26 protein-coding genes are annotated in these 23,003 nt (G+C 67.3%); 14 read left to right on the top strand and 12 right to left on the bottom strand.

The features are described 5' to 3' along the window. The first annotated feature begins 272 nt into the window (after positions 1-272). The gene (locus tag GQE99_RS18855; protein WP_161353485.1) at positions 273-911 is read left to right on the top strand and encodes a lysoplasmalogenase; all 639 of its coding nucleotides are present in this window, start codon (positions 273-275) and stop codon (positions 909-911) included. Here GQE99_RS18855 and GQE99_RS18850 read toward each other — a convergent pair whose 3' ends face one another. Together GQE99_RS18850 and GQE99_RS18845 are read right to left on the bottom strand one after the other, a co-directional pair. Beyond that, positions 912-1,616, bottom strand: a complete 705-nt coding sequence (locus GQE99_RS18850) for a winged helix-turn-helix domain-containing protein (protein WP_161353483.1) — start codon at positions 1,614-1,616, stop codon at positions 912-914. Beyond that, positions 1,588-1,881, bottom strand: a complete 294-nt coding sequence (locus GQE99_RS18845) for a hypothetical protein (RefSeq protein ID WP_161353481.1) — start codon at positions 1,879-1,881, stop codon at positions 1,588-1,590. The genes GQE99_RS18850 and GQE99_RS18845 overlap by 29 nt, the downstream gene beginning before the upstream one ends. Before the next feature lie 175 nt (positions 1,882-2,056). On the opposite strand from GQE99_RS18845, the gene GQE99_RS18840 reads away from it, so the two are divergent. The 3 genes from GQE99_RS18840 to GQE99_RS18830 all read left to right on the top strand — a co-directional run bounded on the left by GQE99_RS18840 (position 2,057) and on the right by GQE99_RS18830 (position 4,543). Then, on the top strand, positions 2,057-2,581 hold the full coding sequence (locus GQE99_RS18840; RefSeq protein ID WP_161353479.1) for a hypothetical protein: 525 nt from the start codon (positions 2,057-2,059) through the stop codon (positions 2,579-2,581). A 140-nt stretch (positions 2,582-2,721) separates the two neighbouring features. Continuing rightward, a complete protein-coding gene (locus GQE99_RS18835; protein WP_161353478.1) occupies positions 2,722-3,345 on the top strand; it encodes a ribonuclease HII in 624 nt (207 codons plus the stop codon). A gap of 100 nt (positions 3,346-3,445) precedes the next feature. Continuing rightward, positions 3,446-4,543 (top strand): site-specific DNA-methyltransferase, encoded by a 1,098-nt coding sequence (locus tag GQE99_RS18830; protein WP_161353476.1) that lies wholly within the window; start codon positions 3,446-3,448, stop codon positions 4,541-4,543. A gap of 135 nt (positions 4,544-4,678) precedes the next feature. On the opposite strand, the gene GQE99_RS18825 is transcribed toward GQE99_RS18830, so the two are convergent. Then, a complete protein-coding gene (locus tag GQE99_RS18825; RefSeq protein WP_161353474.1) occupies positions 4,679-5,818 on the bottom strand; it encodes an alkane 1-monooxygenase in 1,140 nt (379 codons plus the stop codon). A gap of 56 nt (positions 5,819-5,874) precedes the next feature. Further along, the gene (gene mutY, locus GQE99_RS18820) at positions 5,875-6,924 is read right to left on the bottom strand and encodes an A/G-specific adenine glycosylase (protein ID WP_161353472.1); all 1,050 of its coding nucleotides are present in this window, start codon (positions 6,922-6,924) and stop codon (positions 5,875-5,877) included. 111 nt (positions 6,925-7,035) lie between these two features. On the opposite strand from mutY, the gene GQE99_RS18815 reads away from it, so the two are divergent. Together GQE99_RS18815 and GQE99_RS18810 are read left to right on the top strand one after the other, a co-directional pair. After that, positions 7,036-7,527 carry a DUF721 domain-containing protein gene (locus GQE99_RS18815; RefSeq protein WP_161353752.1) on the top strand — a complete coding sequence of 164 codons (492 nt, stop codon included), beginning with the start codon at positions 7,036-7,038 and terminating at the stop codon, positions 7,525-7,527. 10 nt (positions 7,528-7,537) lie between these two features. Beyond that, a complete protein-coding gene (locus GQE99_RS18810; protein ID WP_161353470.1) occupies positions 7,538-8,212 on the top strand; it encodes a DsbA family protein in 675 nt (224 codons plus the stop codon). Positions 8,213-8,312: 100 nt separating this feature from the next. Here GQE99_RS18810 and GQE99_RS18805 read toward each other — a convergent pair whose 3' ends face one another. Further along, on the bottom strand, positions 8,313-9,488 hold the full coding sequence (locus GQE99_RS18805) for a MalY/PatB family protein (RefSeq protein ID WP_161353468.1): 1,176 nt from the start codon (positions 9,486-9,488) through the stop codon (positions 8,313-8,315). A 93-nt stretch (positions 9,489-9,581) separates the two neighbouring features. Here GQE99_RS18805 and def (GQE99_RS18800) point away from each other — a divergent pair, with 93 nt between their 5' ends. Genes def (GQE99_RS18800) through fmt form a run of 3 tightly spaced genes read left to right on the top strand, consistent with a single transcriptional unit; the run spans position 9,582 to position 11,496 of the window. Continuing rightward, positions 9,582-10,103: a peptide deformylase gene (gene def / locus GQE99_RS18800; RefSeq protein ID WP_161353466.1), complete on the top strand. Its 522-nt coding sequence runs from the start codon at positions 9,582-9,584 to the stop codon at positions 10,101-10,103. Then, positions 10,103-10,600 carry a peptide deformylase gene (gene def / locus GQE99_RS18795; protein WP_161353465.1) on the top strand — a complete coding sequence of 166 codons (498 nt, stop codon included), beginning with the start codon at positions 10,103-10,105 and terminating at the stop codon, positions 10,598-10,600. The genes def (GQE99_RS18800) and def (GQE99_RS18795) overlap by 1 nt, the downstream gene beginning before the upstream one ends. Beyond that, positions 10,597-11,496, top strand: coding sequence for a methionyl-tRNA formyltransferase (gene fmt, locus GQE99_RS18790; RefSeq protein WP_161353463.1), 900 nt, complete (start codon positions 10,597-10,599; stop codon positions 11,494-11,496). Before def (GQE99_RS18795) ends, fmt begins: the two co-directional genes overlap by 4 nt. Positions 11,497-11,500: 4 nt before the next feature. Here the strand turns inward: fmt and GQE99_RS18785 are convergent, their stop codons facing one another. The 6 genes from GQE99_RS18785 to GQE99_RS18760 form a co-directional block, all read right to left on the bottom strand. After that, the gene (locus tag GQE99_RS18785) at positions 11,501-12,253 is read right to left on the bottom strand and encodes a molybdopterin-dependent oxidoreductase (protein ID WP_161353461.1); all 753 of its coding nucleotides are present in this window, start codon (positions 12,251-12,253) and stop codon (positions 11,501-11,503) included. After that, a complete protein-coding gene (locus GQE99_RS18780; RefSeq protein ID WP_161353459.1) occupies positions 12,250-13,083 on the bottom strand; it encodes a cytochrome b/b6 domain-containing protein in 834 nt (277 codons plus the stop codon). The genes GQE99_RS18785 and GQE99_RS18780 overlap by 4 nt, the downstream gene beginning before the upstream one ends. 161 nt (positions 13,084-13,244) lie before the next feature. Further along, the gene (locus GQE99_RS18775) at positions 13,245-13,817 is read right to left on the bottom strand and encodes a cob(I)yrinic acid a,c-diamide adenosyltransferase (protein ID WP_161353457.1); all 573 of its coding nucleotides are present in this window, start codon (positions 13,815-13,817) and stop codon (positions 13,245-13,247) included. Between the two features lies 1 nt (position 13,818). Further along, entirely contained in the window at positions 13,819-14,022 is a 204-nt protein-coding gene (locus tag GQE99_RS18770; RefSeq protein ID WP_161353455.1) for a twin transmembrane helix small protein, read from the bottom strand. A 62-nt stretch (positions 14,023-14,084) separates the two neighbouring features. After that, on the bottom strand, positions 14,085-14,918 hold the full coding sequence (locus GQE99_RS18765) for an SDR family NAD(P)-dependent oxidoreductase (protein WP_161353453.1): 834 nt from the start codon (positions 14,916-14,918) through the stop codon (positions 14,085-14,087). Continuing rightward, positions 14,915-15,475 carry an SH3 domain-containing protein gene (locus tag GQE99_RS18760; RefSeq protein ID WP_161353451.1) on the bottom strand — a complete coding sequence of 187 codons (561 nt, stop codon included), beginning with the start codon at positions 15,473-15,475 and terminating at the stop codon, positions 14,915-14,917. The genes GQE99_RS18765 and GQE99_RS18760 overlap by 4 nt, the downstream gene beginning before the upstream one ends. Before the next feature lie 177 nt (positions 15,476-15,652). On the opposite strand from GQE99_RS18760, the gene GQE99_RS18755 reads away from it, so the two are divergent. The 3 genes from GQE99_RS18755 to GQE99_RS18745 are packed head-to-tail and all read left to right on the top strand — an operon-like array spanning position 15,653 to position 20,481. Next, positions 15,653-18,106 carry a DNA topoisomerase IV subunit A gene (locus tag GQE99_RS18755; protein ID WP_161353448.1) on the top strand — a complete coding sequence of 818 codons (2,454 nt, stop codon included), beginning with the start codon at positions 15,653-15,655 and terminating at the stop codon, positions 18,104-18,106. A 3-nt stretch (positions 18,107-18,109) separates the two neighbouring features. Beyond that, entirely contained in the window at positions 18,110-19,306 is a 1,197-nt protein-coding gene (locus GQE99_RS18750) for a DUF898 family protein (protein ID WP_161353446.1), read from the top strand. Next, positions 19,303-20,481, top strand: coding sequence for a M48 family metallopeptidase (locus GQE99_RS18745; protein ID WP_202530958.1), 1,179 nt, complete (start codon positions 19,303-19,305; stop codon positions 20,479-20,481). The genes GQE99_RS18750 and GQE99_RS18745 overlap by 4 nt, the downstream gene beginning before the upstream one ends. Here the strand turns inward: GQE99_RS18745 and GQE99_RS18740 are convergent. Continuing rightward, the gene (locus GQE99_RS18740; RefSeq protein WP_161353444.1) at positions 20,478-21,851 is read right to left on the bottom strand and encodes a cytochrome P450; all 1,374 of its coding nucleotides are present in this window, start codon (positions 21,849-21,851) and stop codon (positions 20,478-20,480) included. The two genes, GQE99_RS18745 and GQE99_RS18740, sit on opposite strands and share 4 nt — an antisense overlap. Before the next feature lie 98 nt (positions 21,852-21,949). Here GQE99_RS18740 and GQE99_RS18735 point away from each other — a divergent pair, with 98 nt between their 5' ends. Both GQE99_RS18735 and GQE99_RS18730 read left to right on the top strand, forming a co-directional pair. Beyond that, the gene (locus GQE99_RS18735) at positions 21,950-22,690 is read left to right on the top strand and encodes a hypothetical protein (protein ID WP_161353442.1); all 741 of its coding nucleotides are present in this window, start codon (positions 21,950-21,952) and stop codon (positions 22,688-22,690) included. Between the two features lie 222 nt (positions 22,691-22,912). Next, on the top strand, positions 22,913-23,003 hold a 91-nt coding region (locus tag GQE99_RS18730; RefSeq protein ID WP_202530955.1), incomplete at its 3' end, for a GTP-binding protein.

The raw sequence follows: 23,003 nt of genomic DNA, 5'->3' as shown, positions 1-23,003 counted from the left end.
CAAGTTTGGTTGCGATGTCAACCCCGAGCGCCTTTCGGACGTCGCATGGCGTCATGCTGTAATGTGCGCCCACCGTGTTCCTTGGTCACGACGGGCGTTGCCTCTCTCCCGTTTTGGGCACCGCTTGGCCGAGGCAGTTCGGCCGCCCGGTAAGCGGATTGATCGCAGCGCGCGATGTGAGACACGGGGGTGAGGGGGTGACGCAACGGCGCGGTGGAAAACGCTGGGAGACGCGCGGTGCGCGCTGCTAGCCTGGCGGGCAGGGGGGACGGATGATTTACCTTTGGATCGCATCGGCGCTGGTCGCGCTCGTCTATTGGCTCGTGCCGCCGATCGGGGGCGACGGGTCGATGCTGAACTCGGTCGTGAAGACGATCCCGGTGGCGCTTCTCGCCATGTCGGCGCTGCCGCAGCGCAGGCCGCTCCTGGTGGCGGCGCTCGCATTGGGCGCGCTCGGTGATTTCTGCCTCAGCCGGCCCGGCGAGACCTGGTTCATCGCTGGCATGGGCGCCTTCGCGCTGGCTCACCTGTTCTACATCGGGCTGTTTCTCGCGCTCTCCGGGCGGGCGCGGTTCGTGCCGATGGCGATGCTGGTTGTCTATGGCGCGGTGATGGCCGTGCTGCTGTGGGACGGGACCGGGGCGCTCCGGCTGCCGGTCATGGCCTATCTCGTGATCATCATCGGCATGGGGCTGTCGGCCCTCGCCCAGCGGCCGGGGGCGCAGATGCCCGTGCTGCTCGCCGGGGCGGGGCTTTTCATCCTGTCGGACACGGTGCTCGCGCTGGGGCTCTTCGTCTGGCCGAACGAGGGCGTGTATCTCGCGCTGCAATGGGCGCTGGTCTGGCCCAGCTACTGGCTGGCGCAGTTCGCGCTCATGTGGGGTTTCAGCCGGCCGGAAGGCACGCGCTGATCACACCATCCGGATCACGTCCTTGTCGATCGAAAGCATGTAGCCGCGCCGGGCGATGGTCTTGACCAGCAGCTCCGCCATCATCTGGTTGCCGAGTGCATCGCGCAGCCGCTTGATCCGGGTCGCGCCCGCGGCTTCCTCGCAATCGCTGGCATCGCGACCGGAGATCACCGCCTCGAGCTCGGCCCCCGTCAGAACGTCCTCGTCCATCCGCGCTTCGGCCAGCACGGACAACGTTTCGATCGCGGCCTCCGTGAGCGTGAATTCCATGTTGTTGAGGTAGACGGTCCGCTCTTCGCGGCTGATGATCAGGGAATTGACCTGGATGCCCGCGCGCTCGATCTCGTCCATCCGACGGTTCAGCGTGATTATGATCACGAGGAACACGAGCGCCGCGACAAGCAATGCGGCGGCGAAGAGCATCAGGACGAAGATCACCACCCGGTAGCTCGTGAGCGTGTCGGAAAAGGCGGTGCCGGACTGGGCGAGGATTTCGAGCAGCTTGATCTCGGCCTGGCCGGTCAGCGCATCGTTTTCGAGAAAGATCCGCTCCACCCGCGCGTTGAACGCGTTTGCGTCAGGCAGCGCGCGAAACAGGAACAGCGCCGCGACCCCGAGGATCGCGACGATCGCGGCGATGCCGAGGGCGACCACGCGGTTGCCGCCCAGTTTCGCGTCAGTAGCGAAGGTAGAAGTCTCCGGCACTTTCTTCTTTCTCCTCCAGCCCGTCGGCACCGAACAGCGTCAGGACGCCCAGGAGCGTCCAGCCATCCGTGCCGATCCGATCCGCCACCACGGGGGTCGCATCCTCGACCGAGCCGCAGGCCGGGTCGGGCAATTCGATCACACCATAGTGGAGTTGCAGGGGGTTGTCCCGCTTGGCCTTGTAGTCGGCATAGCAGGCCGCGCCGGCCGGTTGGGCAAGCGCGGTGGCGGCGATGAACGCCGTGGAAAGAAGAAGCGTTTTCATGGCGCTACAGATGCCCCGGCCGCGATTGATATCCAATATCAAACCACCATTTCCGGCCCGCTATCCCATGTCAACGCGCCGATATTCCTTATCCGGGTCCGCCCCGGCCAGGCTGATCCCATCGACATCGCAGACCACCTGCACAGAGACGATCAGACCCGAAAGGATTATCGCCATGAAACTCATTCAAAAGATCACGCGGCCCGCGACCGCCGCCATCCTGGCCGGCGCCGTCGCGCTTTCTCCGGTCTCCGCGACCGAAGCGCGCGCCGGCAGCGAAGAGGCTCTCATCGCCGGGGCGATCGGCACCATCATCCTGGGCGCCATCGCTTCGCAGGCGCTGTCGGGCAACGGGTCGTTCCGGCTCGACTCGAACTCGCATTACACACCGCGCGAGGACCGGTACCGGGGCGGGCACTACCGCGACCGCGACCATCACCGGCACGGCGGGCGCCATGACGGGCGCGGCGGGCACCGGGCGCGCCACTACAAGCAGCTCCCGGCGAAGTGCATCATCCGCAACACCAACCATGGCGGCGTCCTGTTCGCGAACCGTTGCCTCAAGCGCAACTTCGTCGGCGCCGACTACCTGCCGCGCCACTGCAAGGTGAACATCTACAACCCGCGCACGGGCAACAGCCGTAACGCCTACCGCGGCCGCTGCCTGAAGCAGGCCGGATACTCGGTCGCGCGCCGCTGAGGAATATCGAGCAGGGAGCGGTCAGTCTGTCCCCCGATCTTCCAGGGCCGCTCTCGACTGGCGGTGGGTTTCGGCCCACCGCTTTTTTCTTGCCCGCTTCTCGCTTGACGCCGCGCGGCGGCTGGGCAAATCAAAGGGCCATGACCATCCCGGATTTCACCCTCGAGACCGCTATCCACGCCCGTGGCCTGATGCGTGTGGCCGGGGTGGACGAGGTGGGACGCGGGCCGCTTGCCGGGCCGGTCACGGCAGCCGCCGTGATCCTCGATCCGGCGAACATCCCGCCCGGGCTGAACGATTCCAAGAAGCTCACGCAGCCGGCCCGCGAGGCGCTCTTTGACGTGATCATGGACTGCGCGGTGGTTTCGGTGGCCCACGCGACGGTGGAAGAGATCGACCGCCACAACATCTTGCGTGCCTCCCACATCGCGATGATGCGCGCGGTGGCCGCCCTGATGCCGACGCCCGACCACCTTCTGATCGACGGCAACATGATCCCCGACGGGAACAAGCTGCCCTGCGACGCGGTCATAAAAGGCGACGGAAGATCGCTCTCCATCGCCGCGGCTTCGATCATCGCGAAGGTGACGCGCGATCGGCTCATGGTGGACTTGGCGCAACAGCATCCGGGCTACGGCTGGGAGAGCAACGCGGGTTACCCGTCGAAAAGCCATGTTTCGGCGCTCAAAGATTTAGGGGTGACCCCACACCATAGGCGATCGTTCAGGCCGGTGCACAATATCTTGTGTCCAGAGAAACCATAACCCCCTGATTTAAAAAAAGAAATTGACTGCGAATCGCGTCTGACTCAAACTTATCCACAACAACGAGCGCCATAAGGCGCCGGGGAATGAGGCAGACGACATGAACAAAATGACCCCCGTGGAAGGGCCCGCCCTTCCGCTGAACACTATTCTTGACGGTGATTGCATCGAGGTGATGAACAGCCTTCCCGAAGGCTCGGTCGACCTCATCTTCGCCGACCCGCCCTACAATCTTCAGCTCAAGGGGGACCTGCATCGCCCCGACAACTCCCGCGTCGATGCCGTCGACGATCACTGGGACCAGTTCGCGAGCTTCAAGATCTACGACGACTTCACCCGCGAATGGCTCAAGGCCGCCCGCCGGCTCCTGAAGCCCAATGGCGCGATCTGGGTCATCGGCTCCTATCACAACGTGTTCCGCATGGGCGCCGAGCTTCAGAACCAGGGCTACTGGATCCTGAACGACGTGATCTGGCGCAAGTCGAACCCGATGCCGAACTTCCGCGGCAAGCGTCTGACCAACGCGCACGAGACGCTGATCTGGGCGTCGAAGAGCGAGGAATCGAAGCCCACCTTCAACTACGAGGCGCTGAAGTCGCTGAACGAAGGCGTGCAGATGCGGTCGGACTGGATGATCCCGATCTGCAGCGGCGGCGAGCGTCTGAAGGACGACAACGGGGACAAGGCGCACCCGACCCAGAAGCCCGAGGCGCTCCTGCACCGCGTGCTCGTGGGCACCACCAACCCCGGCGACGTCGTGCTCGACCCGTTCTTCGGCACCGGTACCACGGGTGCGGTGGCCAAGATGCTGGGTCGCGAATTCATCGGGATCGAGCGGGAGGAAAGCTATCGCAAGGTCGCCGAGAAGCGGCTCGCGAAGATCCGCAAGTACGACAAGGAATCGCTGTCGGTCTCGACCTCCAAGCGCGCCGAGCCGCGCGTGCCCTTCGGCCAGCTGGTCGAGCGCGGCATGCTGCGCCCCGGCGAAACGCTGATCAGCCCGCGTGGCCATGTCGCCAAGGTGCGCGCCGACGGCACGCTCATCTCGGGCGAGGCCCGCGGCTCGATCCACCAGGTTGGGGCGGCGCTGGAAAGCGCGCCGTCCTGCAACGGGTGGACCTACTGGCACTTCAAGCGTGACGGGAAGACCGTCTCGATCGACGTGCTCCGCCAACAGATCCGCGCGGAAATGCGCTGAACCGAACACGCCGCAGCAACGCGGCGACCGGCGTACCGCCTGTGCCTGTGGCTTATGCCACGGCGCAACTGACCCCGCCCTTGTGGCGGGGTTTTTTTGTATCCGGGCTTGGGATTTCGGCCAGCGCCCGGCGTTCTAGCGTGGGCCCGGCATCGGAAGTTCGGCGCGCTTGTAAGGCTCCCAATCCGTGATCTCCGGATAATGCTGGCGCCGCCAGGCGCGCACCTTGGGGTTCATCAGCCGCCGCCACAGGGGCGGGATCATCGCCGCCGTGGCCATCAGCGGGTAGCCGAACGGGAGCTGCGGGGCGGCCTCCGGTCCGTAGGTCTGGAGCAGGGGAAAGCGGCGCGCGGGCTTGTAGTGATGATCGGAGTGGCGTTGCAGGTTGATCAGCAGCCAGTTCGTCGCCTGGTGGTCCGCGTTCCACGAATGATGCGGGCGCACGGGCTCGTATTTCCCGTCGCCCAGGTGCTTGCGCGTCAGCCCGTAATGCTCGACGTAGTTGGTCAGCTCCAGCTGCCAGACCGCGACGAAGGCCTGGAAGACGAACAGCGCAAGGCCCAGCCAGCCGCCGATCAGGAGCGCGAGGATCAGCGCGCCGCCCTGAAGCGCCCAGTAGCGCCAGAACGGGTTCGCCCCATCCCACGGGCTGAGGTCGCGGCGCGCCAGCATCGCCCGTTCCGCCCGCCAGGCCGAGATCGGGCCGGTCGCGAGCACGCGCAGGAAGTAGTGGTGGAACCCCTCGTTGTAGCGCGCCGTGACCGCGTCCCGGGAGGTGCCGACCCAGGGATGGTGGACCTGCAGGTGCTCGGTCCGGAAATGGGAATAGAGCACGGTCGCGAGCAGAAGGTCGGCAAGCCAGCGCTCCAGCTTGTCCTTCTGGTGCATGAGCTCATGCGCATAGACGATCCCGATCGTCCCGCTCATCACGCCGACGCCCGCGAAGACGCCGAACTTCTCCCACAGGGCCAGGTGCTCGGCCCGGGGGATCCAGCCGATCATGGTGTAGAGCGTGATGACCTGCACCGGCAGCCAGATCCATGTGATGAGCGAATACCAGTAGAGATGCGCGTCGGTCGCGGTTGGGTCCGGGTTGTCGGTGTTGCGCCCGATCAGGGCGTCGAGCCCGGTGAAGGCCCACCACGTGCCCGCGATGGGCAAGAGCAGCGCCCAGCCGCCGTAGATCGCCGCGATCGCGATCAGCGGCACGACCAGCAACGACACCCAGAAGGGCGCGGCGTGTTTGAAGTCTATCGCGGTGTCCGTCGCGGCCATCCGAGCTCTCCTTCAAAACACCCTACGCCCGGTCTTTTTCCGAGACAACGGGCGCGTCAGCCCAGCTGTCCGCGGGCCAGGTCGAAGGCCTTGCGCATCACCGTGGGAAGATCCGAGGGCGCGAGGCGAGGTTCGAAATGACCGCGCTCCGGTGCGGCGTCCATCGGCAGCTCCGCCACCCTGACCGCCAGGCGCAGGTGGAAATGGGTGAAGGTATGGCGCACCTCTTCGCCCAGGTCGTGCCAGTCCGCATCGGTTGGCGGCGTGTCCTCGGCCACCTCGCCCCAGTCGCCGCCGGGCCAGCCCAGCATACCGCCCAGAAGTCCCCGCTCGGGGCGTGTTTCGACCAGCCACGCGCCGTCTGTGCGCCGCGCGACATAGGCGATGCCCTGGCGCACCGGCTTGGGTTTCTTCGCCTCGCGGGCGGGGAGCGCGGCCTGCACGCCCTTCGCGCGGCCGGCACAATCGTCGCGCCACGGGCAGATACCGCAGGCGGGCGACTTCGGGGTGCAGATCGTGGCGCCCAGGTCCATGACCGCCTGCGCGTAGTCGCCCGGCCGCTCGTCGGGCGTGAGTTCGGCAGCCGCGTCGCGCAGCGCGGGTTTGGAACCCGGCATCGGCGCCTCGATGCAGAAGAGCCGGGCCATGACGCGCTCGACGTTCCCGTCGACCACGGTTTCGCTCCGGTCGAAGGCGATGGCGGCGATGGCGGCGGCGGTGTAGGGTCCGATCCCCGGCAGCGCCTTGAGCCCGTCGAGCGTGTCCGGCAACACCCCGCCCAGTTCGCCCGACACGATGCGGGCGCACTTGAGCAGGTTTCGCGCCCGGGCGTAGTAACCGAGCCCCGCCCATTCCCCCATGACGCGCGCATCCTCGGCGGCGGCCAGGTCGTGGACCGTGGGCCAGAGGGTCATGAACCGGGTGAAGTAATCGCGCACCGCGGCGACCGTGGTCTGTTGCAGCATCACCTCGGACAACCAGACAGCATAGGGATCCGGTGCGACGCCAGCGGCCCGGTCCGCGGGCCCCACGCGCCACGGCATCTCGCGCGCATGGCGGTCGTACCAGTCCAGAAGTTCCCGGGCCATCACCCCCGCGTCACGCATGTTTTATCCTTGTAACTTCAACGGCCATAGTCACCCTTGGGCTGGACAACTAGTATCCGGGCCGACAGGGAGTGGCCAGTGACGGACACGCGATCGAAACCCGAGCGCCGCATGCGCGGCTTCGAACGGACCAGCAAGCTGCTGGGCAGCCGGATTCGCAAGGCGGGCGAGTCGCGGGGCTTCGCCGTCACGCGCCTGGTCACCCATTGGGAGGAGATCGCGGGCGAGTCGATCGCGCAGGTCTGCCGCCCCGTCGAGGTCTCCTACGGCCGTGGCGGGTTCGGAGCGACGCTGACCCTGCTGACCACCGGCGCGAATGCGCCGATGCTGGAAATGCAGAAAGAGGCGCTGCGCGAGCGGGTCAACGCGATCTACGGCTACTCCGCCATTTCACGTATCCGGCTCACCCAGACCGCGCCCACGGGCTTCGCCGAGGGGCAGGCGCAGTTCACGCCGCGCGCGCCCGAGCCGGCCCCGGCGCCGGACCCCGAGGTCCGCGACCGGGCGAAAACCACCACGGACGGCGTGGCCAGCGACGAGCTTCGGGCCGCGCTGGAAACCCTTGCCGCCAACGTTTACACACGCAACGCATCCAAATCGTGAGGCAGAAGACATGAACAAGATCCTTCCCATCGCCCTTGGCGCGGCCGTCCTGATCGGCGGCGGTGCCTATGTCGCGACGACGACGGGCAACGCCCCGGGCACGTCGTCCCTTTCGCCGATCCAACCGGCAATGGCCCAGGACGCCGAGAACCAGGTCGAACCGGCCCCCGACATGGTCATGGGCGAGGAAGATGCACCGATCACCATGATCGAATACGCGTCCTTCACCTGCCCGCACTGCGCCGATTTCCACGACCGCGTGTGGGAAGACCTGAAGGCCGACTACATCGAGACCGGCAAGGTCAAGTTCGTGAACCGCGAGGTCTATTTCGACAAGTACGGCCTCTGGGCCGGCATGGTCGCGCGCTGCGGCGGTGAAATGCGGTATTTCGGCATCTCCGACATGCTGTTCGAGCAGCAGTCCGACTGGATCGGCGACGGGCAGGAAGCCACGATCCTCGAGAACCTGAAAACGATCGGCAAGAAGGCGGGGCTCAACGAAGAGGAGCTGGACTCCTGCCTCAACGACCAGTCGATGGCGCAGTCGATGGTCGCCGCCTACCAGGAGAACGCGACCGCCGACGAGATCACCGGCACGCCGACCTTCCTGATCAACGGCGAGAAGTACTCGAACATGACCTACGCGGATCTGACCGAGATCCTCGACGGCCTGCTCGAAGAGTGATCCGTCCGCCCCGGTCGCCCGGGGCAGACGCACAAAGAAAACCCGCGGCCGTCGAGGGACGGTCGCGGGTTCTTCATGTTCCCCGGAGGGAAGCGGGACATTATTGAAGGTCGCGGAACGCCTCCTGCATGCGCGCGACGGCCTCTTCGACGCGCGCGCGGGGCGTGGCGAAGTTGAAGCGCAGGAAGGTTTCGCCCCCGGCGCCGAAGGTGGCGCCGTGGTTGACCGCGATGCGCGCGTCTTCCTGCACCCGCCGGATCGCCTCTTCCGCCGCCATGCCGGTGCCGGCGAAGTCCACCCAGGCCAGGTAGGTCGCTTCCATCGGCATGCTCTTCACGCCCGGGATGGCGTTCAGACCGGCGTCGAGGATGCGCCGGTTCTCGTCGAGGTAGCCGATCAGCGCATCCACCCAGGCCGCGCCTTCGGGGGAATAGGCCGCTTCGGCCATGTTGAGCCCGAAGGCGTTGGGCGACAGCCCGAGCGCGGTCTGGCGCTTGGCGAAAGCAGCGTGCAGCTTCTCGTCGTGGATGATCACGTTGCCGGTGTCGCAGCCGGCGATGTTGAAGGTCTTGGAGGTGGCCGTCATCATCACCAGCCGGTCGCCGATCCCGTCGATCAGCGCCATCGGCGTATGCGTGGCCCCGGGGAAGACCAGGTCATGGTGAATCTCGTCCGAAAGGATCAGCAGGTCGTGGCGGCGGGCGAAATCCGCCAGCGCCTGGAGCTCGTCTCGCCGCCAGACGCGCCCGCCCGGGTTGTGCGGCGAGCACAGGATGACGACCTTCTCCTGCCCGGTCATCTGCGCGTCCCAGGCGTCGAAATCCATCTCGTAGCCGCCCTCGCCGTGCGCGAGCTGGCATTCCACCACGCTGCGCCCGGAGGCGCGGATGATCCGGTGGAAGGCGTGGTATACCGGAGTCATCAGTACGACACCGTCGCCGGGGTCCGTGAACGTCTCGAGCGCCAGCGCCACGCCGTTGACCAGCCCGTGCGTGGTGAAGATCGCATCGGTGTCGATCTCCCAGCCGTGGCGGTTCTTCATCCACCACTGGATCGCGGCGCGGTAGCTGCTGTCGTCGGCGTAATAGCCGTACACCCCGACCTCGCGCATCCGGTCGAGCGCGGCCTGGATCGGGGGTGCGGCGGCGAAATCCATGTCGGCGACCCACATCGGGATGCCGTCCTGCGGTGAAACGCCGTAGAGCGGCTCCATCTTGTCCCACTTGGCGGAATGGGTGCCCACGCGGTCGATGATGCGGTCGAAATCGTATGTCATGCTGCCTCCGTTTCGGGCGGCAAAGCTATCTGCGACAACGCGGAGCGCAAGGGGACATTGCGAAACCCGTTCGGCTGCCCTAATTGAACGTGCATGTCGATACGCCCGATCCTCATCCACCCCGACCCGCGCCTCAAGAAAGAGGCGGCCGCCGTGCACGACCTGTCCGACGAGCTCATCGAGCTGGCCGACGACATGCTCGAAACCATGTACGACGCGCCGGGGATCGGTCTCGCTGCGCCGCAGGTGGGCGTGCTGCAGCGGCTGATCGTGCTCGACTGCGTCAAGGACGAGGGCGAGCCGCCGCAGCCGATGGTGATGTTCAACCCGCAGGTCGTGGACGCGTCGGACGACACCAACGTCTACGAGGAAGGGTGCCTGTCGATCCCCGACCAGTACGCCGAGGTGACCCGCCCGGCCGAGGTCAAGGTGCGCTGGGTGGACCGCCACGGCAACGAGCGCGAGCAGGACTTCGAGGGGCTCTGGGCGACCTGCGTCCAGCACGAGATCGACCACCTCGATGGCAAGCTCTTCATCGACTACCTGTCGCCGATGAAGCGCCAGATGATGACGCGCAAGTCCCAGAAGCTGAAACGCGAGCGGGCGCGGGCCTGATGGCCCACCGTCCCTTCGTCATGTGGCCGGACAAGCGGCTGCGCACCCCGGCCGCGCCGGTCGAGGCCGTGACCGACGACGTGCGCGCCATCTGGGACGAGATGATCGACGCGATGGAGACGATGCCGGGCGTGGGCCTCGCCGCCGTGCAGCTGGGCGTCATGCAGCGCCTCGCGGTCGTCGACGCGTCCGAGGAGCGTGGGCAGGCGGTGCGGATGGCCAATCCCGAGGTGCTCCACGCCAGCGTGAAACTGAACGGCCACGACGAAGCCTCGCCCAACCTGCCGGGCGTCTGGGCCCGGATCGAACGGCCCCGCGCGGTGACGGTGCGCTTCATGAACGCCGATGGCGAGATGCAGGAGCAGGACTTCGTCGGCCTCTGGGCCACGAGCGTCCAGCACCAGATCGACCACTTGAACGGCCGGATGTATTTCGATCACCTGTCGAAACTGAAACGCGACCGGCTGATCGCGAAGGCGCGGAAGGCGAAGCGATGAAGATCATTTTCATGGGCAGCCCGGATTTCTCGGTCCCGGTGCTCGACGCGTTGGTCGAGGCCGGGCACGAGATCGCCTGTGTCTACTGCCAGCCGCCCCGCCCGGCAGGGCGCGGCAAGAAGGACCGCCCGACCCCCGTGCAGGCACGCGCCGAGGCGCTGGGCCTGCCGGTGCGTCACCCGAAATCGTTGAGAGGCGAGGCCGAGCAGGCAGAGTTCGCGGCGCTGGGTGCAGATGTCGCCGTGGTCGTGGCCTACGGGCTGATCCTGCCGCAGGCGGTGCTCGACGCGCCGACGCAAGGCTGCCTCAACATCCATGCCTCGCTCCTGCCGCGCTGGCGCGGCGCCGCGCCGATCCACCGCGCGATCCTCGCCGGTGACGCGGAAACCGGCGTCTGCATCATGCAGATGGAGGCCGGGCTCGATACCGGCCCGGTCCTCCTGCGGCGCACGACGCCGATCGGGGCCGAAGAAACGACCGGCGAATTGCATGATCGGCTGTCCGCGCTGGGCGCGACGGCGATCGTGGAGGCGCTGGGCCAACTCGACGATCTCGACCCCGAGCCGCAGCCAGAAACGGGCGTCACCTATGCCGAGAAGATCGACAAGGCCGAAGCGCGCATCGACTGGACGCGCCCGGCCGAAGAGGTCGACCGGCTGATCCGTGGCCTGTCGCCCTTTCCCGGGGCCTGGTGCGAAATGGACGGGATGCGCGTGAAGCTCCTGGGCTCGCGGCGCGCCCCCGGCGACATGGCTCCGGGCACGGTCATCGGTCCGCTCACCATCGCCTGCGGCGACGGCGCGGTCGAGATCACCCGGGCGCAGAAACCCGGTGGGCGCGCGATGGAGGCCGAGGAGTTCCTGCGCGGCTTCCAGATGCCCGAACGGGTGAGCTGAGAGGTCAGATCCCGGCGTACCATTCGTAGCCGCGATCCTCCCAGAACCCGCCCTTGCCCCCGCCGATCCCGGCGAGGCTCTCGACCAGTTCGATCTTCATGATGAACTTCGCGTTCTTGTAGCCCAGCTGCCGCTCGACCCGAAGCCGGATCGGGGCGCCGTGGCCGATCTGCAGGTCGGCGTCGTTCATGCCGTAGGCGAGGATGGTCTGCGGATGGTAGGCGTCGATCATGTCGATGCTCTCGTAGTAGAGCGACAGCCCGAAGCGGTCGGCGCAGCGGAACACCACGTAGCGCGCATTCGGTTTCGGCGTCACGCGGTCCAGCACCTCGGAGAGGGGCACGCCGGTCCACTTGCCGATGGCGCTCCACCCTTCCACGCAATCGTGGCGGGTGATCTGGGTGCGTGCGGGCATGGCACGCAGCGCGTCGAGGCCGAAACGCGCAGGATTTTCGACAAGGCCCGACACTTCGAGTTCCCAGTCGGCAAAGCCCGTGTCGCGGGCCGCCTCCCATGCCGGCGTGGCACCCGTGGTGTTGCCGTTGGTGCGGAAGTCCGGCGACATCTCCGCCTCCGAATACTCGCGCACCAGAGCATCCCGGCCCACCAGTCGATGGGTGTTGTAGGCCAGCGTCTCACCCCCCTTGAGGACGAGGTCGCGGAAGGACGGGCTCACCGCGAGCCCGCCGACCGTGCCGGCGATGGCGGTATAGCCCAGCCCGGTGATCAGGCGGCGACGGGTCAGAACGCGGCTCATGTGTCTTTCTCCCTGGGCAGGCGGAACCAGCCGGTCAGCATCGAGCGGATTTCGTTCACGGGGCCGGCGAGGACGACCATCACGAGGTGGATGACCACGAAGCCCACCAGCCCGAAGGCGAAGATGAAATGCAGCGAGCGGGCCGACTGGCGTCCGCCGAAGAGGTCGAGCAGGACGGGTAGCTTGGCGTTCAGGTTCGGCGACATCGTCAGCCCGGTCAGGATCATGCCGGGAAACAGGACCAGCAGCACCGCGAGGTAGGCGAGCTTCTGCAGGATGTTGTAGCGCGCCGCCGCCTCGCCCTTGGGAAAGCGGAGGCGGGCGTGATCCTTGATGTCCTGCCAGATGTGGCCGGGCCGTGCCTCGCCCCGCGTGGGCAGGAGGTCGCGGCGGTGGCGGCCGAAGATCGTGGCGATGAGGTAGGCGGCCATCCCTACGGCCAGAACCCAGGCGAAGGTCAGGTGCCACAGCCGGGCCCGCGCGAGGTTGTAGCCGGAGGGGATCGTCGCCCACCACGGAAAGGCGCGCGCCGTGCGTTCGCCCGCCCGGGTGTCGACCACGCCGAGAACGCCCGTGGTCGTCAGCTCCAGTTCGCCCACGCGCAGGTAGCCGCGCGGACCCTCGTTGCCGATCTCCATCCAGGCGGGGTCCGGATTGGCGCCGTACTGGCCCCAGTAGAGCCGGGGGTGCGCGTTGAAGATCATCAGCCCGGACATGAGCATGATCACGAAGGTCACGACCGTGGTCCAGTGCCAAAGCCGCGTTCCGGTCGCGTGGCGGTAGACGCGGTCCCCGCCCGCGAGCGCGGCATCATGGTCAGCGCTTGCCATGCTTCCTCCCTGTCGGTTCCGGCCAAAGCGCGGCCGTTCCCCCATAACAACGGGGCAGGGCGGGAAATGGTTTCACCCGGGATCGGGTGAAACGCTGGCGTGGTTTGGGGGCCAGCCCCCAAACCCCCGGCGTATTTCGGGAAAGATGAAAGGGCGGGCGCTCAGCGGTTGGCGCCGGGCACCCAGAGCACGTCCGCGCGCCCCTCGTCGTTGGCCATGCGCGCCGCGGTGAAACACCAGTCGGACAGGCGGTTGAGGTAACGGATCGCGGCCGGGTTCACGTCCTCGGAGGTCGCGAGGTCGGTGGCCAGCCGTTCGGCGCGGCGCGATACGGTGCGAGCCAGGTGCAGGTGGGCGGCCAGCGGCGAGCCGCCGGGCAGGACGAAGCTTCTCAGCGGCTCGAGCACCTTGGTCATGGCGTCGATCTCGGATTCGAGCCGGGCGACCTGGGCGCCGGAGACGCGCAGGGGCGGGTACTCGGCCTGGTCGTCGAGCTCCATGCCCGGCCGGCAGAGGTCGGCGCCGAGATCGAACAGGTCGTTCTGGATGCGCGCGAGCGCCGCGTCGGTTTCGCCGGTCGCATGCAGGCGGGCCATCCCGATGGTGGCGTTGGCCTCGTCCACGGTCCCGTAGGCCTCGACCCGCGGGGAATGCTTGGCGACGCGGGTGCCGTCGCCCAGGGCCGTCTCGCCGGTGTCGCCGGTCCGCGTGTAGATCTTGTTCAGTACGACCATGTCATCCCCCCGAGCGCAGCCAGATGTAGAACAGGATGAGCACGATGGCGACCGCCTGTGCATAGATCCGCCAGCGCATCAGGCGGTTGGCGTTGCGGCGGTTGAAATCACCGCCCCGGCCGAAGCTTCCGATGCCGGTGAGCAGGATGAGCGCCACGACGAGCACGGCGCCCAGCGGAAGCAGGAGAAGGGGGTCTTCGAACATCGGCTATCCTCGTTTGCCGGGAGGGATACAGGTTTCCCCCGCGCTTGGCGAGGGGTGGCGGCTCACGCCTTGGAGAGCGCCCAGTCGGCCAGCCGCGTGGGCAGCAGGCGGCGCGCCCAGTAGCTCATGTAGGTCGGCACCGTCACCAGGTAGCGCGGCTTCGGCCGCCGCGTCTCGAGCGCGCGCACGAGCTTGGCGGTGACGGCGGAGGCGGGCAGTTCGAACGGATCCTTCGCGTCGATGTCGCGGGCGAAGCGCGGCAGGATCTTCGCCTCGTAGCCCGCGCGGTTGGCAGATGACTTCCAGTCGATATGTGCCTCGAACTGGGCCTTGGAATTCAGCCGGAAGCGCGTCGTGATCGGCCCCGGTTCAATCAGCACCGCGTGGATGCCGTCGCCCGCGAGCTCCAGCCGGAGCGTATCGGTGTAGCCTTCGAGCGCGAACTTGGAGGCCACGTAGGGCGCGCGCCAGCGGATCGCGGAAAGGCCCAGGGTCGAGGAGCAGTTGACGATCCGGCCGCCGCCCTGGGCACGCATGATCGGGATCACGCGGCGCACGATTTCGTGGACGCCGAAGAAGTTGGTCTCGAACATGTCCTTGAGGACGCTGGTGGGCAGGTCTTCTGCCAGGACCGGCACGCCGTAGCCCGCGTTGCAGAAGACCGCGTCGAGCGTGCCGCCGGTGCGCGCTGTCGCCTCGGCGATGGCCGCCACGATGCTGTCCGGGTCCTGGTGGTCGAGCCGGAAGCTCTCCAGCCCTTCCCCGCGCAGGCGTGCGCAGTCGTCCTCGGCCCGGCAGGTCGCGAAGACGCGCCAGCCGCGGGTGGCGAGGTGATGCGCCGCGTCGTGTCCGATGCCGGAGGAGCAGCCGGTGATCAGGATGGATTTCGGGGTCAAGGAGCCTCGGGAGCCAGGAAACGCGCCGCCATGAAGCCGCGTTCTCCGCTCCCGGTCAACCGCACTTCGCGCCAGCCGTCCTTGGCCGCGCCGAGATCCTCGACCCGGGTGCCGGCACTCAGCGTCGCGATGACGCCCTCGTTCGTGGTCGGCCCGCCGCGCATGTTCACGTAGGAGCCGGTGACGACGAGGTAGTCCGGTGCGGGGGCGGGTGCCTGCGGCTCGGCCTCGGCGGCCGCGAGGGTCAGCTTGGCCTCGGACCCGGACGCGACCGCGGGTTCCGGCGCGATCTCGGGTGCAGGCTCCGACTCGGTCTCCGGCTCGAAGGTCACGAGGGTCGCGGTCTCCGGGCTGGAATCCGAGGCGAGCGCACGGGCGAGCCGTTCGTCGCGGCCGTTGTCGTCGATCGCGCCGGTGAAGGTGGCCATGAGGTTGTCGCTGACAAGAGGCGTGGCGCGTCCGATGGGCTGGTCGGGAACACCCGTGTCGCGCCCGAACCACGCCATCGCGGCCACGAGGCCCACGATCGTGAAGAGGGAGAGACGAACAAGTTGCATGGGACCGCTACCCTTTCCCAAGGTCTTAAAGGTTACCGGCCGCCTTTCGGGGCTGGCAATGATTCGCATCAATGATGGCGGGGCAACCGGGCCAATTCGTGGCGCGTCGGCTGATCGGCTCCGCTCACGGTTGAAACGCGCTTTACGGGATTCCGTTCCTCACGTATTTGGGATTTCATGACCGACATGGTGGACGATCCCGACAATCCCATCTCCGAAATGGCCGAGCCGCTGCGCCGCGCCATCGGCGACCGATATCTGACCTACGCGCTCTCGACGATCATGAACCGGGCGCTGCCCGACGCGCGCGACGGGTTGAAGCCCGTGCACCGCCGAATCCTGTTCGCGATGCGTGAACTGCGCCTGAATTCGGGCGGGCGGTTCCGCAAGTCGTCGAAGATCTCGGGCGACGTGATGGGCAACTACCACCCGCACGGGGACGCCGCGATCTATGACGCGATGGCGCGTCTCGCCCAGGACTTCAACGTGCGCTACCCGCTGGTCGACGGGCAGGGGAACTTCGGCAACATCGACGGCGACAACCCGGCCGCCAGCCGCTACACCGAGGCGCGCATGACCAGTGTCGCCGAGGCGATGCTGGAGGGGCTGGACGAGGACAGCGTCGATTTCCGCGAGAACTACGACGGCACCCTGCGCGAGCCGGTGGTCCTGCCGGCGACCTTCCCGCACCTGCTGGCAAACGGTGCCGCCGGGATCGCGGTGGGGATGGCCACGAACATTCCGCCGCACAACATCACCGAGCTGGTCGATGCCTGCATCCACCTGATCCGCACGCCCGACGCGCGTGATGACACGCTTCTGAACTACATCCCCGGCCCGGATTTCCCGACCGGCGGCGTCATCGTGGAATCGCGCGAGAACATCGCGCAGGCTTATCGCACGGGCCGCGGGTCGATCCGGCTGCGGTCCAAGTGGGAGGTCGAGGACCTGGGCCGCGGCCAGTGGCAGATCGTGGTCACCGAGATTCCGTTCCAGGTCCAGAAGTCCAAGCTGATCGAGAAGCTGGCCGAGGTCATCCAGACCAAGAAGGTGCCGCTCCTGGCCGACGTGCGCGACGAAAGCGCCGACGACATCCGCATCGTGCTCGAACCCCGGTCGCGCAATGTCGAGGCCGAGATGCTCATGGGGCTCCTGTTCCGCAACTCGGACCTCGAGGTGCGCTTCAGCCTGAACATGAACGTCCTGATCGACGGGCTGACGCCGCGGGTCTGTTCGCTCAAGGAAGTGCTCCGCGCCTTCCTCGATTTCCGGCGCGAGGTCCTGATCCGCCGGTCGAAGCACCGGATGGAGAAGATCGACCACCGGCTCGAGGTGCTGGAGGGCTTCATCATCGCCTTCCTCAACCTCGACCGCGTGATCGACATCATCCGCTACGACGACGATCCCAAGGCCGCGCTGATGTACGAGGACTGGTCGCGCCCGCACCAGGAGACGATTCCGCGCGCCACGTCGGAAAGCGATTATGTCTCGCCGCTCACTGGTGTCGATGTTTCGTCGCTGGAGCTGCGCGAGGATCCCGACGCCGTGGCGCGGGGCGTCATCGCCGAATCCGGGGCGACCACCACGACGCCCCGGCGTTTCGCGGGACGCTCCGAGGGGTTGTCGGATGTGCAGGTCGACGCGATCCTCAACATGCGTCTGCGCAGCCTGCGCCGGCTCGAGGAGATCGAGCTCGTGCGCGAACGCGACGCGCTGATGGAGGAACGCGCCGGGCTCGAGGACCTTCTCGACAGCGAAGACCTTCAGTGGGGGCGCATCACGGAAGAGCTCAAGGACGCCAAGAAGAAGTTCGGCAAGGACTACGAAGGCGGCGCGCGCCGCACGCAGTTCGCCGAGGCGACCGAGGTGCCCGACGTGCCGCTCGAGGCGATGATCGACCGCGAACCGGTGACGATCCTGTGCAGCCAGATGGGCTGGATCCGTGCCATGTCGGGTCACGTGGACCTGGGGCGCGACTTCAAGTTCAAGGACGGCGACGGCCCGCGGTTCGCCTTCCACGCCGAGACGACAGACAAGATCATCCTCTTCGGCGCGAATGGCCGGTTCTACACCCTGTCGGCGGCGAACCTGCCCGGCGGGCGCGGGATGGGTGAACCGGTGCGCCTGATGGTCGACCTGCCCAACGATGTCGAGATCGTCGACATGTTCGTGCACCAGCCCGACCGCAAGCTCATCGTGGCTTCGAAGGCGGGCAACGGCTTCGTCGTGCCCGAGGCCGAGGTCGTGGCCCAGACCAAGAACGGCAAACAGGTGCTCAATGTCTCCGACAGCATCGCCAAGGTGGTGCGCCCGGTGACCGGCGATCACGTCGCGGTGGTCAGCGAGAACCGCAAGCTCCTGGTCTTCCCGCTCTCCGAACTGCCCGAGATGGGGCGCGGCAAGGGCGTGCGGCTTCAGAAGTACAACATGGCGCGTGGGCGGCAGGGAACGCTCGACCTCGATGGCGGGCTGTCGGACCTGACGACCTTCGACCTGGCAAAGGGCCTGTCCTGGGCCGCGACGGGCGACCGGACGCGCACCGAGGTGGACATGGGACCCTGGATCGGCAAACGTGCGACGGTGGGCAAGCAGCCCCCGCATGGATTTCCGAAGTCGAACACCTTCACCTGAGCCATGACCTTCGCGGACCTCAAGACGGACTACAAGGGATCCAAGGCGCCCTTGTTCCGCCTGGCGCTGGTCACGGGAATACGCACGGTTCTGACCGCGGGCTTCTACCGCTTCTGGATGAAGACCCGAATGCGACGGTATTACTGGAGCGCGATCCGCCCCGGGGGCATGCCGCTGGAATACGCCGGGCGGGCGACCGAGAAGCTCCTGGGTTTTCTCACCGCCGTGGTCTTCCTCGCCTTCTACATCGGGATCGTGAACCTGATCCTGATGTTCTTCTCGTTCTCGCTTTTCGAGGGGAACACGCCGGCCTACGCGCTGTCGCTTCTGGGGATCACGCCACTCATCTTCTTCGCCCAGTACCGCGCACGGCGCTACGTGCTTGCACGCACGCGCTGGCGCGGCATCCGCTTCGGGCTCGAGCCGGGGGTGGCCGGGTTCGTCTGGCGTTCGCTCCTGCACTGGGGGCTGACCGTGGTGACGCTGGGGCTGTGGTGGCCCGTGAAGACCTTTTGGCTGGAGAAATACCGCACCGACCGGACGTTCTACGGCGATCACCGGATGCACCAGGGCGGGTCCTGGCGGATGCTGATCCGCCCGATGCTCAACCTCTACCTGTCGGTCGCGCTCATGGTCGGGGCGGGTGTCGCCATCGGCGTGGCCGAAGACCCGCGCTTCGCGGCGCTGATCGTGCTTGGTTTCGGCTGGTTCCTCTACGGGCTCGGGGCCTGGAAGGCGGGCACCTTCAAGGCGCTTACAGAGACCAAGACACTGGGTGAGGCGGGGCTGCGCACCCAGCCGCGCACCGGGCGGATCATCGGCATCTATGCCGGCGGCTGGGGGGCGATGGTGGGGCTTTTCATCCTCGGCATGATCGTGAGCGGGATCGTCCTGGCGATCATCGGTGCGATCACAGGCTTCGCCTTCGACACGCTGGGCGAGGAGGTCGACATCTCGACGCTGGGGTCGATCCCGCCGATCATCCCGATCGTCACCGGGATCATCCTCTACTTCGGCGTCTTCATCATGTGGAACGTGCTGAAGGAGACCTTCATCACCCTGCCGCTCGCCCATCACTTCGCCGAGGTGACCGAGATCGTGAACCCCGCTGCGCTCAACGCCGTGCGCCAGCGCAGCCGTGACGAGTTCGCCGAGGCCGAGGGCTTCGCCGACGCGCTCCCGCTGGGTGACGCGTTTTGAGCGGGGAAGGGGCGCAGCCGGTCTATGCCGATTTCGTGGACGGCACGGACGCGGTGACGCACCGCGTGTCGCTGCAATTGTCGCGCACGCACCTGCACATCACGCTGCCCGAGGGCGAAACGCTCTACTGGGCGCTCGAGGACCTGCGCGCGCTGCCGGATCAGGCCTATGCCGACGGGCTTGTTTTGAGCGACGGGCACGCCGGCACCGCGCGGCTCGTGATCGACAACCCGCACGTGGCGCGGGAACTGCGCGGATTGGCCCCGAACCTGTCGCGGTCCGCGCCGGTGGGCAATTGGGGCAGGATCTTCGGCTGGGCCGGCGGCGCGCTGACAAGCGTCGCGGTCATCATCTTCGTGCTTGTCCCGATCATGGCCGACCAGCTGGCCACCTACCTGCCCCCCGAAGGCGAGCGCGCGCTGGGCGACGCGACCTTCGAGCAGATCCGCGGCGCATTGGGCCGGGAGGCAGCGCCGGTCCGGCTATGCGAAGCGCCGGCCGGACGGGCTGCGCTCGACGCGATGATGGCGCGGCTCGATCCTTCCGCCGACCTGCCCTACGACGTGCGTCTTGCCGTTCTCGACCACGACCTGGTCAACGCCTTCGCACTGCCCGGCGGGCGCGTGATCCTGTTTCGCGGCCTGATCGAAGAGGCCGAGAGCGCGGACGAGGTCGCCTCGATCCTCGCGCATGAGGTTGGGCACGTGGTCAACCGCGACCCGACCCGCGACGCGCTACGCTCGGCCGGGTCGATCGGGGTGCTGGGGCTGCTGTTCGGCGATTTCGCCGGCGGCACGGTGGTGCTCCTGCTGGCCAACCAGCTGATCAACGCCAAGTATTCCCAGGCCGCCGAGGCGGCGGCGGACGATTACGCCCACGACCTGATGCGCGAGGCCGAGGTCGATCCGGGCGCCCTGGGCCGCATTTTCGCGCGGCTCCTCGACGAATATGGCGATGCGGAGGGGATCATGGCGCATTTCGCCTCGCACCCGCAGATGGTCGACCGGATCGAGGCCGCGCAGGCGGCGGCCGAGGGCGGGGTCTACGACCGCCCGGTCATCACCGACGCCGAGTGGCAGGACCTGCGCGAGATCTGCGGCCCGCGCGCCGCGCAGGATTCGGACAGCCCAGGAGCGCAGGATGAGTCGGAGGGGCGGCTGGGCGGCCGCAACTAGGCGTCCGGCGACAGCGGCTCGACGTTCAGCCAGACACCGCCGTGCGGGCGCAGAGTGAGAATCATCACCGGCTCCGGCTCGCGGCCGGGAACCGGCGTGAACCGGAAGCGGGTGAGCATCGTGGCCAGCACGATCATCGTCTCCTGGACCGCGAAATCCATCCCGATGCAGACGCGCGGCCCCGCCCCGAACGGCAGGTAGGCATAGCGGTCGATCGCCTTCTCGTCGGCGAAACGCCCCGGGTCGAAGGTGTCGGGGTCGTCCCAGATGCATTCGTTGCGGTGGAGCGCGTAGAACGGCAGCAGCATCACGTCGCCCGCCCGCACTTCGCGGTCCTGCAGCCGGTCGGGTTTCGCCGCCGTCCGCGCGAGCAGGGCCACGGGGGGATAGAGCCGCATCGTCTCGAGCACGATCTGGCGCAGGTAAGGCAGCTTCGGCATGTCCGCGTCGCCCGCCGCCCGCGTGCCAAGCACCGCTTGCGCCTCCGCCCGGGCGCGCTCCTGCACGTCCTGGTCGAAAGCCATGAGATAGAGCGCCCAGGACAGGGCGAGCGCGGTCGTCTCGTGGCCGGCCACCAGGAAGCTCAGGAGATTGTCGCGCAGCTCGAGCGCGTTCATCGTACGCCCCGTCTCCGGGTCCGAGGCCCCGATGAGCAGGTCGAGAAGCGGCGGCGGATCGGCCGGGGGACGCCCCATGCGCGCCTTGATGGCCGCGTCGGTCGCGCGCTTGAGCTCGCCGATCGCGAGCTTGGCGTATTCGCGTCTTGGCCGGGGCACGAAGCCCGGCACCTTGAGGATGTCGAGGATCGAGGCGCGCGCGGCCGTGTCCACGTAGCGCTCGATGGCGCGGTGGGCGACCTCGCGCGGGATGGCGGTGTCCTCGGACATCGACACCGCCGCGATGACCTCGAACGCGACTCGCAGCATCTCGTCATAGAGGTTCTGCGGGCCGCTATGGGCGGCGATCCGCCGACACCCGGCCTCGGCCGCCTCGGTCATCACGGGGGTCAGAGCAGTCAGGTTGCGCGGCGCGAAGATCGGGCTCGCCGCGCGCCGCTGCCAGCGCCAATGCGCGCCTTCCGCAAGGAAGAGCCCGTTGCCGACGGCCGGGCGCAACATGGCCGAGGCTTCCTCGCTCTTCGGGTAATCCTCGTGTGCGTCCTTCAATATACGCCGCAGGGATGGCGGATCCATCACCATGTGGAACCGGCGCACGACGTGACCCGACACGATCGGCTGGGTGAACGCGATGCGGGGCAGGAGCGCCAGCGCATTGTGCTGCATGGCGCGCACGGCTTCGAGAAAGCGGCGGGGGCGCTCGGGAATCGGCACGGCGACCGGCGTGCGCCGGGGGTCGGGTCTGGCGTCCATAAAGCAACATTCGCCGCCTTCGGCGCCACAAGCAAGGACGTGAATTGAACCGTTTCGTGTCAAAGGGTATGCACAGGTAAACCTTGCTAGGAGTGAGCATGCCCCGCCTGACATCTTTTGCTGCCCCGGTTGCCGCCGCGTTCCTGCTGTCGGCCTGCGCGACGACGAGCGATCTCGAGAACGTCCCGGAGCCGATGGGGCGTTTCCTCCTCGGCCATGTCGTGACCGTCGTCGAAGAGCCGGAAATCGGCCCGTTCTCGCGCGAAGCGACCGACGAAGCCTGGGAGGCCGCGATCGATTTCGCCATCGAGGAGCGGTTCGGGCGCTACGACGGTGACAAGTATTTCCACATCGCGACCAAGGTCGACGGCTACGCGCTCGCCATGATCGGCGTGCCGCTGATCTTCACGCCGAAGTCCGTGCTGGTGGCCTCGGTCACCGTCTGGGACGACGAAAAGGGGGCCCCGATCAACGAGGAGCCCGAGATCATCACGGTGTCCGAGGAACTGGGCTTCGACCAGCTGATCGGCACCGGCCTGACCAAGACCGCCGACGAGCAGATGCTGTCGCTGGCCCGCTCGCTCGCCAAGAGCATCCACACCTGGATGCTGGAGAACCCCGAGTGGTTCGGCGACGCCTCCCTGATGGATCCCGAGACCACGTCGGCCGGGCGCCCGGCGCCGACCGCCGGCACCATCCCGCCGCAGTTCGCCCGCGTCGAGGAAGGCGAAGACGGCGCGACTCTGTCGGGTGGCGAAGAGGTCGGCGGAACCTCGTCCGGCGTGAAGACCGACGCGGCCCAGAACGCCGAGGCGAAGGCGACCCAGCCGTCCTCCTGACGGACCGTTTCAACCGGCTTTTTCGGGGCGTGGCAATGCCGCGCCCCGCGCATTTCAGACCTGCGGCTGTGACCGCCCGGCCCCGGTAGGCCCCGAAAGCCGTGCATGGCGCGTCGGTGATCCTTCTGCGCTTGATTTTCCCCCGTTCTTTGGCTACTTGCCCCACCGTGCATTGAACCGGGCCCGCGGTGGGCCCCCAAAGACAGACGAGGCGCATGGCCAATGGCTAAGGAAAAGTTTGAACGCTCCAAACCGCACGTCAACATCGGCACCATCGGCCACGTTGACCACGGGAAGACGACGCTGACGGCGG

This window comes from Maritimibacter harenae (assembly GCF_009882975.1).
In the GTDB taxonomy this organism is placed as follows: Bacteria; Pseudomonadota; Alphaproteobacteria; order Rhodobacterales; family Rhodobacteraceae; genus Maritimibacter; species Maritimibacter harenae.
The sequence above is the reverse complement of the archived record's forward strand: the minus strand, read 5'-3'. Positions and strand labels throughout refer to the sequence as shown.

Bases quoted from the DNA above. Each gene is read 5' to 3' on its own strand.
- mutY (WP_161353472.1), bottom strand. From the start codon at position 6,924: ATGCGTGACGCGGGGGTGATGGCCCGGGAACTTCTGGACTGGTACGAC.
- GQE99_RS18810 (WP_161353470.1), top strand. From the start codon at position 7,538: ATGAACAAGATCCTTCCCATCGCCCTTGGCGCGGCCGTCCTGATCGGC.
- GQE99_RS18815 (WP_161353752.1), top strand. From the start codon at position 7,036: ATGCGCGGCTTCGAACGGACCAGCAAGCTGCTGGGCAGCCGGATTCGC.
- GQE99_RS18780 (WP_161353459.1), bottom strand. From the start codon at position 13,083: ATGGCAAGCGCTGACCATGATGCCGCGCTCGCGGGCGGGGACCGCGTC.
- GQE99_RS18830 (WP_161353476.1), top strand. From the start codon at position 3,446: ATGAACAAAATGACCCCCGTGGAAGGGCCCGCCCTTCCGCTGAACACT.
- GQE99_RS18750 (WP_161353446.1), top strand. From the start codon at position 18,110: ATGACCTTCGCGGACCTCAAGACGGACTACAAGGGATCCAAGGCGCCC.
- def (WP_161353465.1), top strand. From the start codon at position 10,103: ATGGCCCACCGTCCCTTCGTCATGTGGCCGGACAAGCGGCTGCGCACC.
- GQE99_RS18755 (WP_161353448.1), top strand. From the start codon at position 15,653: ATGACCGACATGGTGGACGATCCCGACAATCCCATCTCCGAAATGGCC.
- GQE99_RS18775 (WP_161353457.1), bottom strand. From the start codon at position 13,817: ATGGTCGTACTGAACAAGATCTACACGCGGACCGGCGACACCGGCGAG.
- fmt (WP_161353463.1), top strand. From the start codon at position 10,597: ATGAAGATCATTTTCATGGGCAGCCCGGATTTCTCGGTCCCGGTGCTC.
- GQE99_RS18785 (WP_161353461.1), bottom strand. From the start codon at position 12,253: ATGAGCCGCGTTCTGACCCGTCGCCGCCTGATCACCGGGCTGGGCTAT.
- GQE99_RS18740 (WP_161353444.1), bottom strand. From the start codon at position 21,851: ATGGACGCCAGACCCGACCCCCGGCGCACGCCGGTCGCCGTGCCGATT.
- GQE99_RS18805 (WP_161353468.1), bottom strand. From the start codon at position 9,488: ATGACATACGATTTCGACCGCATCATCGACCGCGTGGGCACCCATTCC.
- def (WP_161353466.1), top strand. From the start codon at position 9,582: ATGTCGATACGCCCGATCCTCATCCACCCCGACCCGCGCCTCAAGAAA.
- GQE99_RS18845 (WP_161353481.1), bottom strand. From the start codon at position 1,881: ATGAAAACGCTTCTTCTTTCCACGGCGTTCATCGCCGCCACCGCGCTT.
- GQE99_RS18735 (WP_161353442.1), top strand. From the start codon at position 21,950: ATGCCCCGCCTGACATCTTTTGCTGCCCCGGTTGCCGCCGCGTTCCTG.
- GQE99_RS18835 (WP_161353478.1), top strand. From the start codon at position 2,722: ATGACCATCCCGGATTTCACCCTCGAGACCGCTATCCACGCCCGTGGC.
- GQE99_RS18760 (WP_161353451.1), bottom strand. From the start codon at position 15,475: ATGCAACTTGTTCGTCTCTCCCTCTTCACGATCGTGGGCCTCGTGGCC.
- GQE99_RS18825 (WP_161353474.1), bottom strand. From the start codon at position 5,818: ATGGCCGCGACGGACACCGCGATAGACTTCAAACACGCCGCGCCCTTC.
- GQE99_RS18840 (WP_161353479.1), top strand. From the start codon at position 2,057: ATGAAACTCATTCAAAAGATCACGCGGCCCGCGACCGCCGCCATCCTG.
- GQE99_RS18855 (WP_161353485.1), top strand. From the start codon at position 273: ATGATTTACCTTTGGATCGCATCGGCGCTGGTCGCGCTCGTCTATTGG.
- GQE99_RS18770 (WP_161353455.1), bottom strand. From the start codon at position 14,022: ATGTTCGAAGACCCCCTTCTCCTGCTTCCGCTGGGCGCCGTGCTCGTC.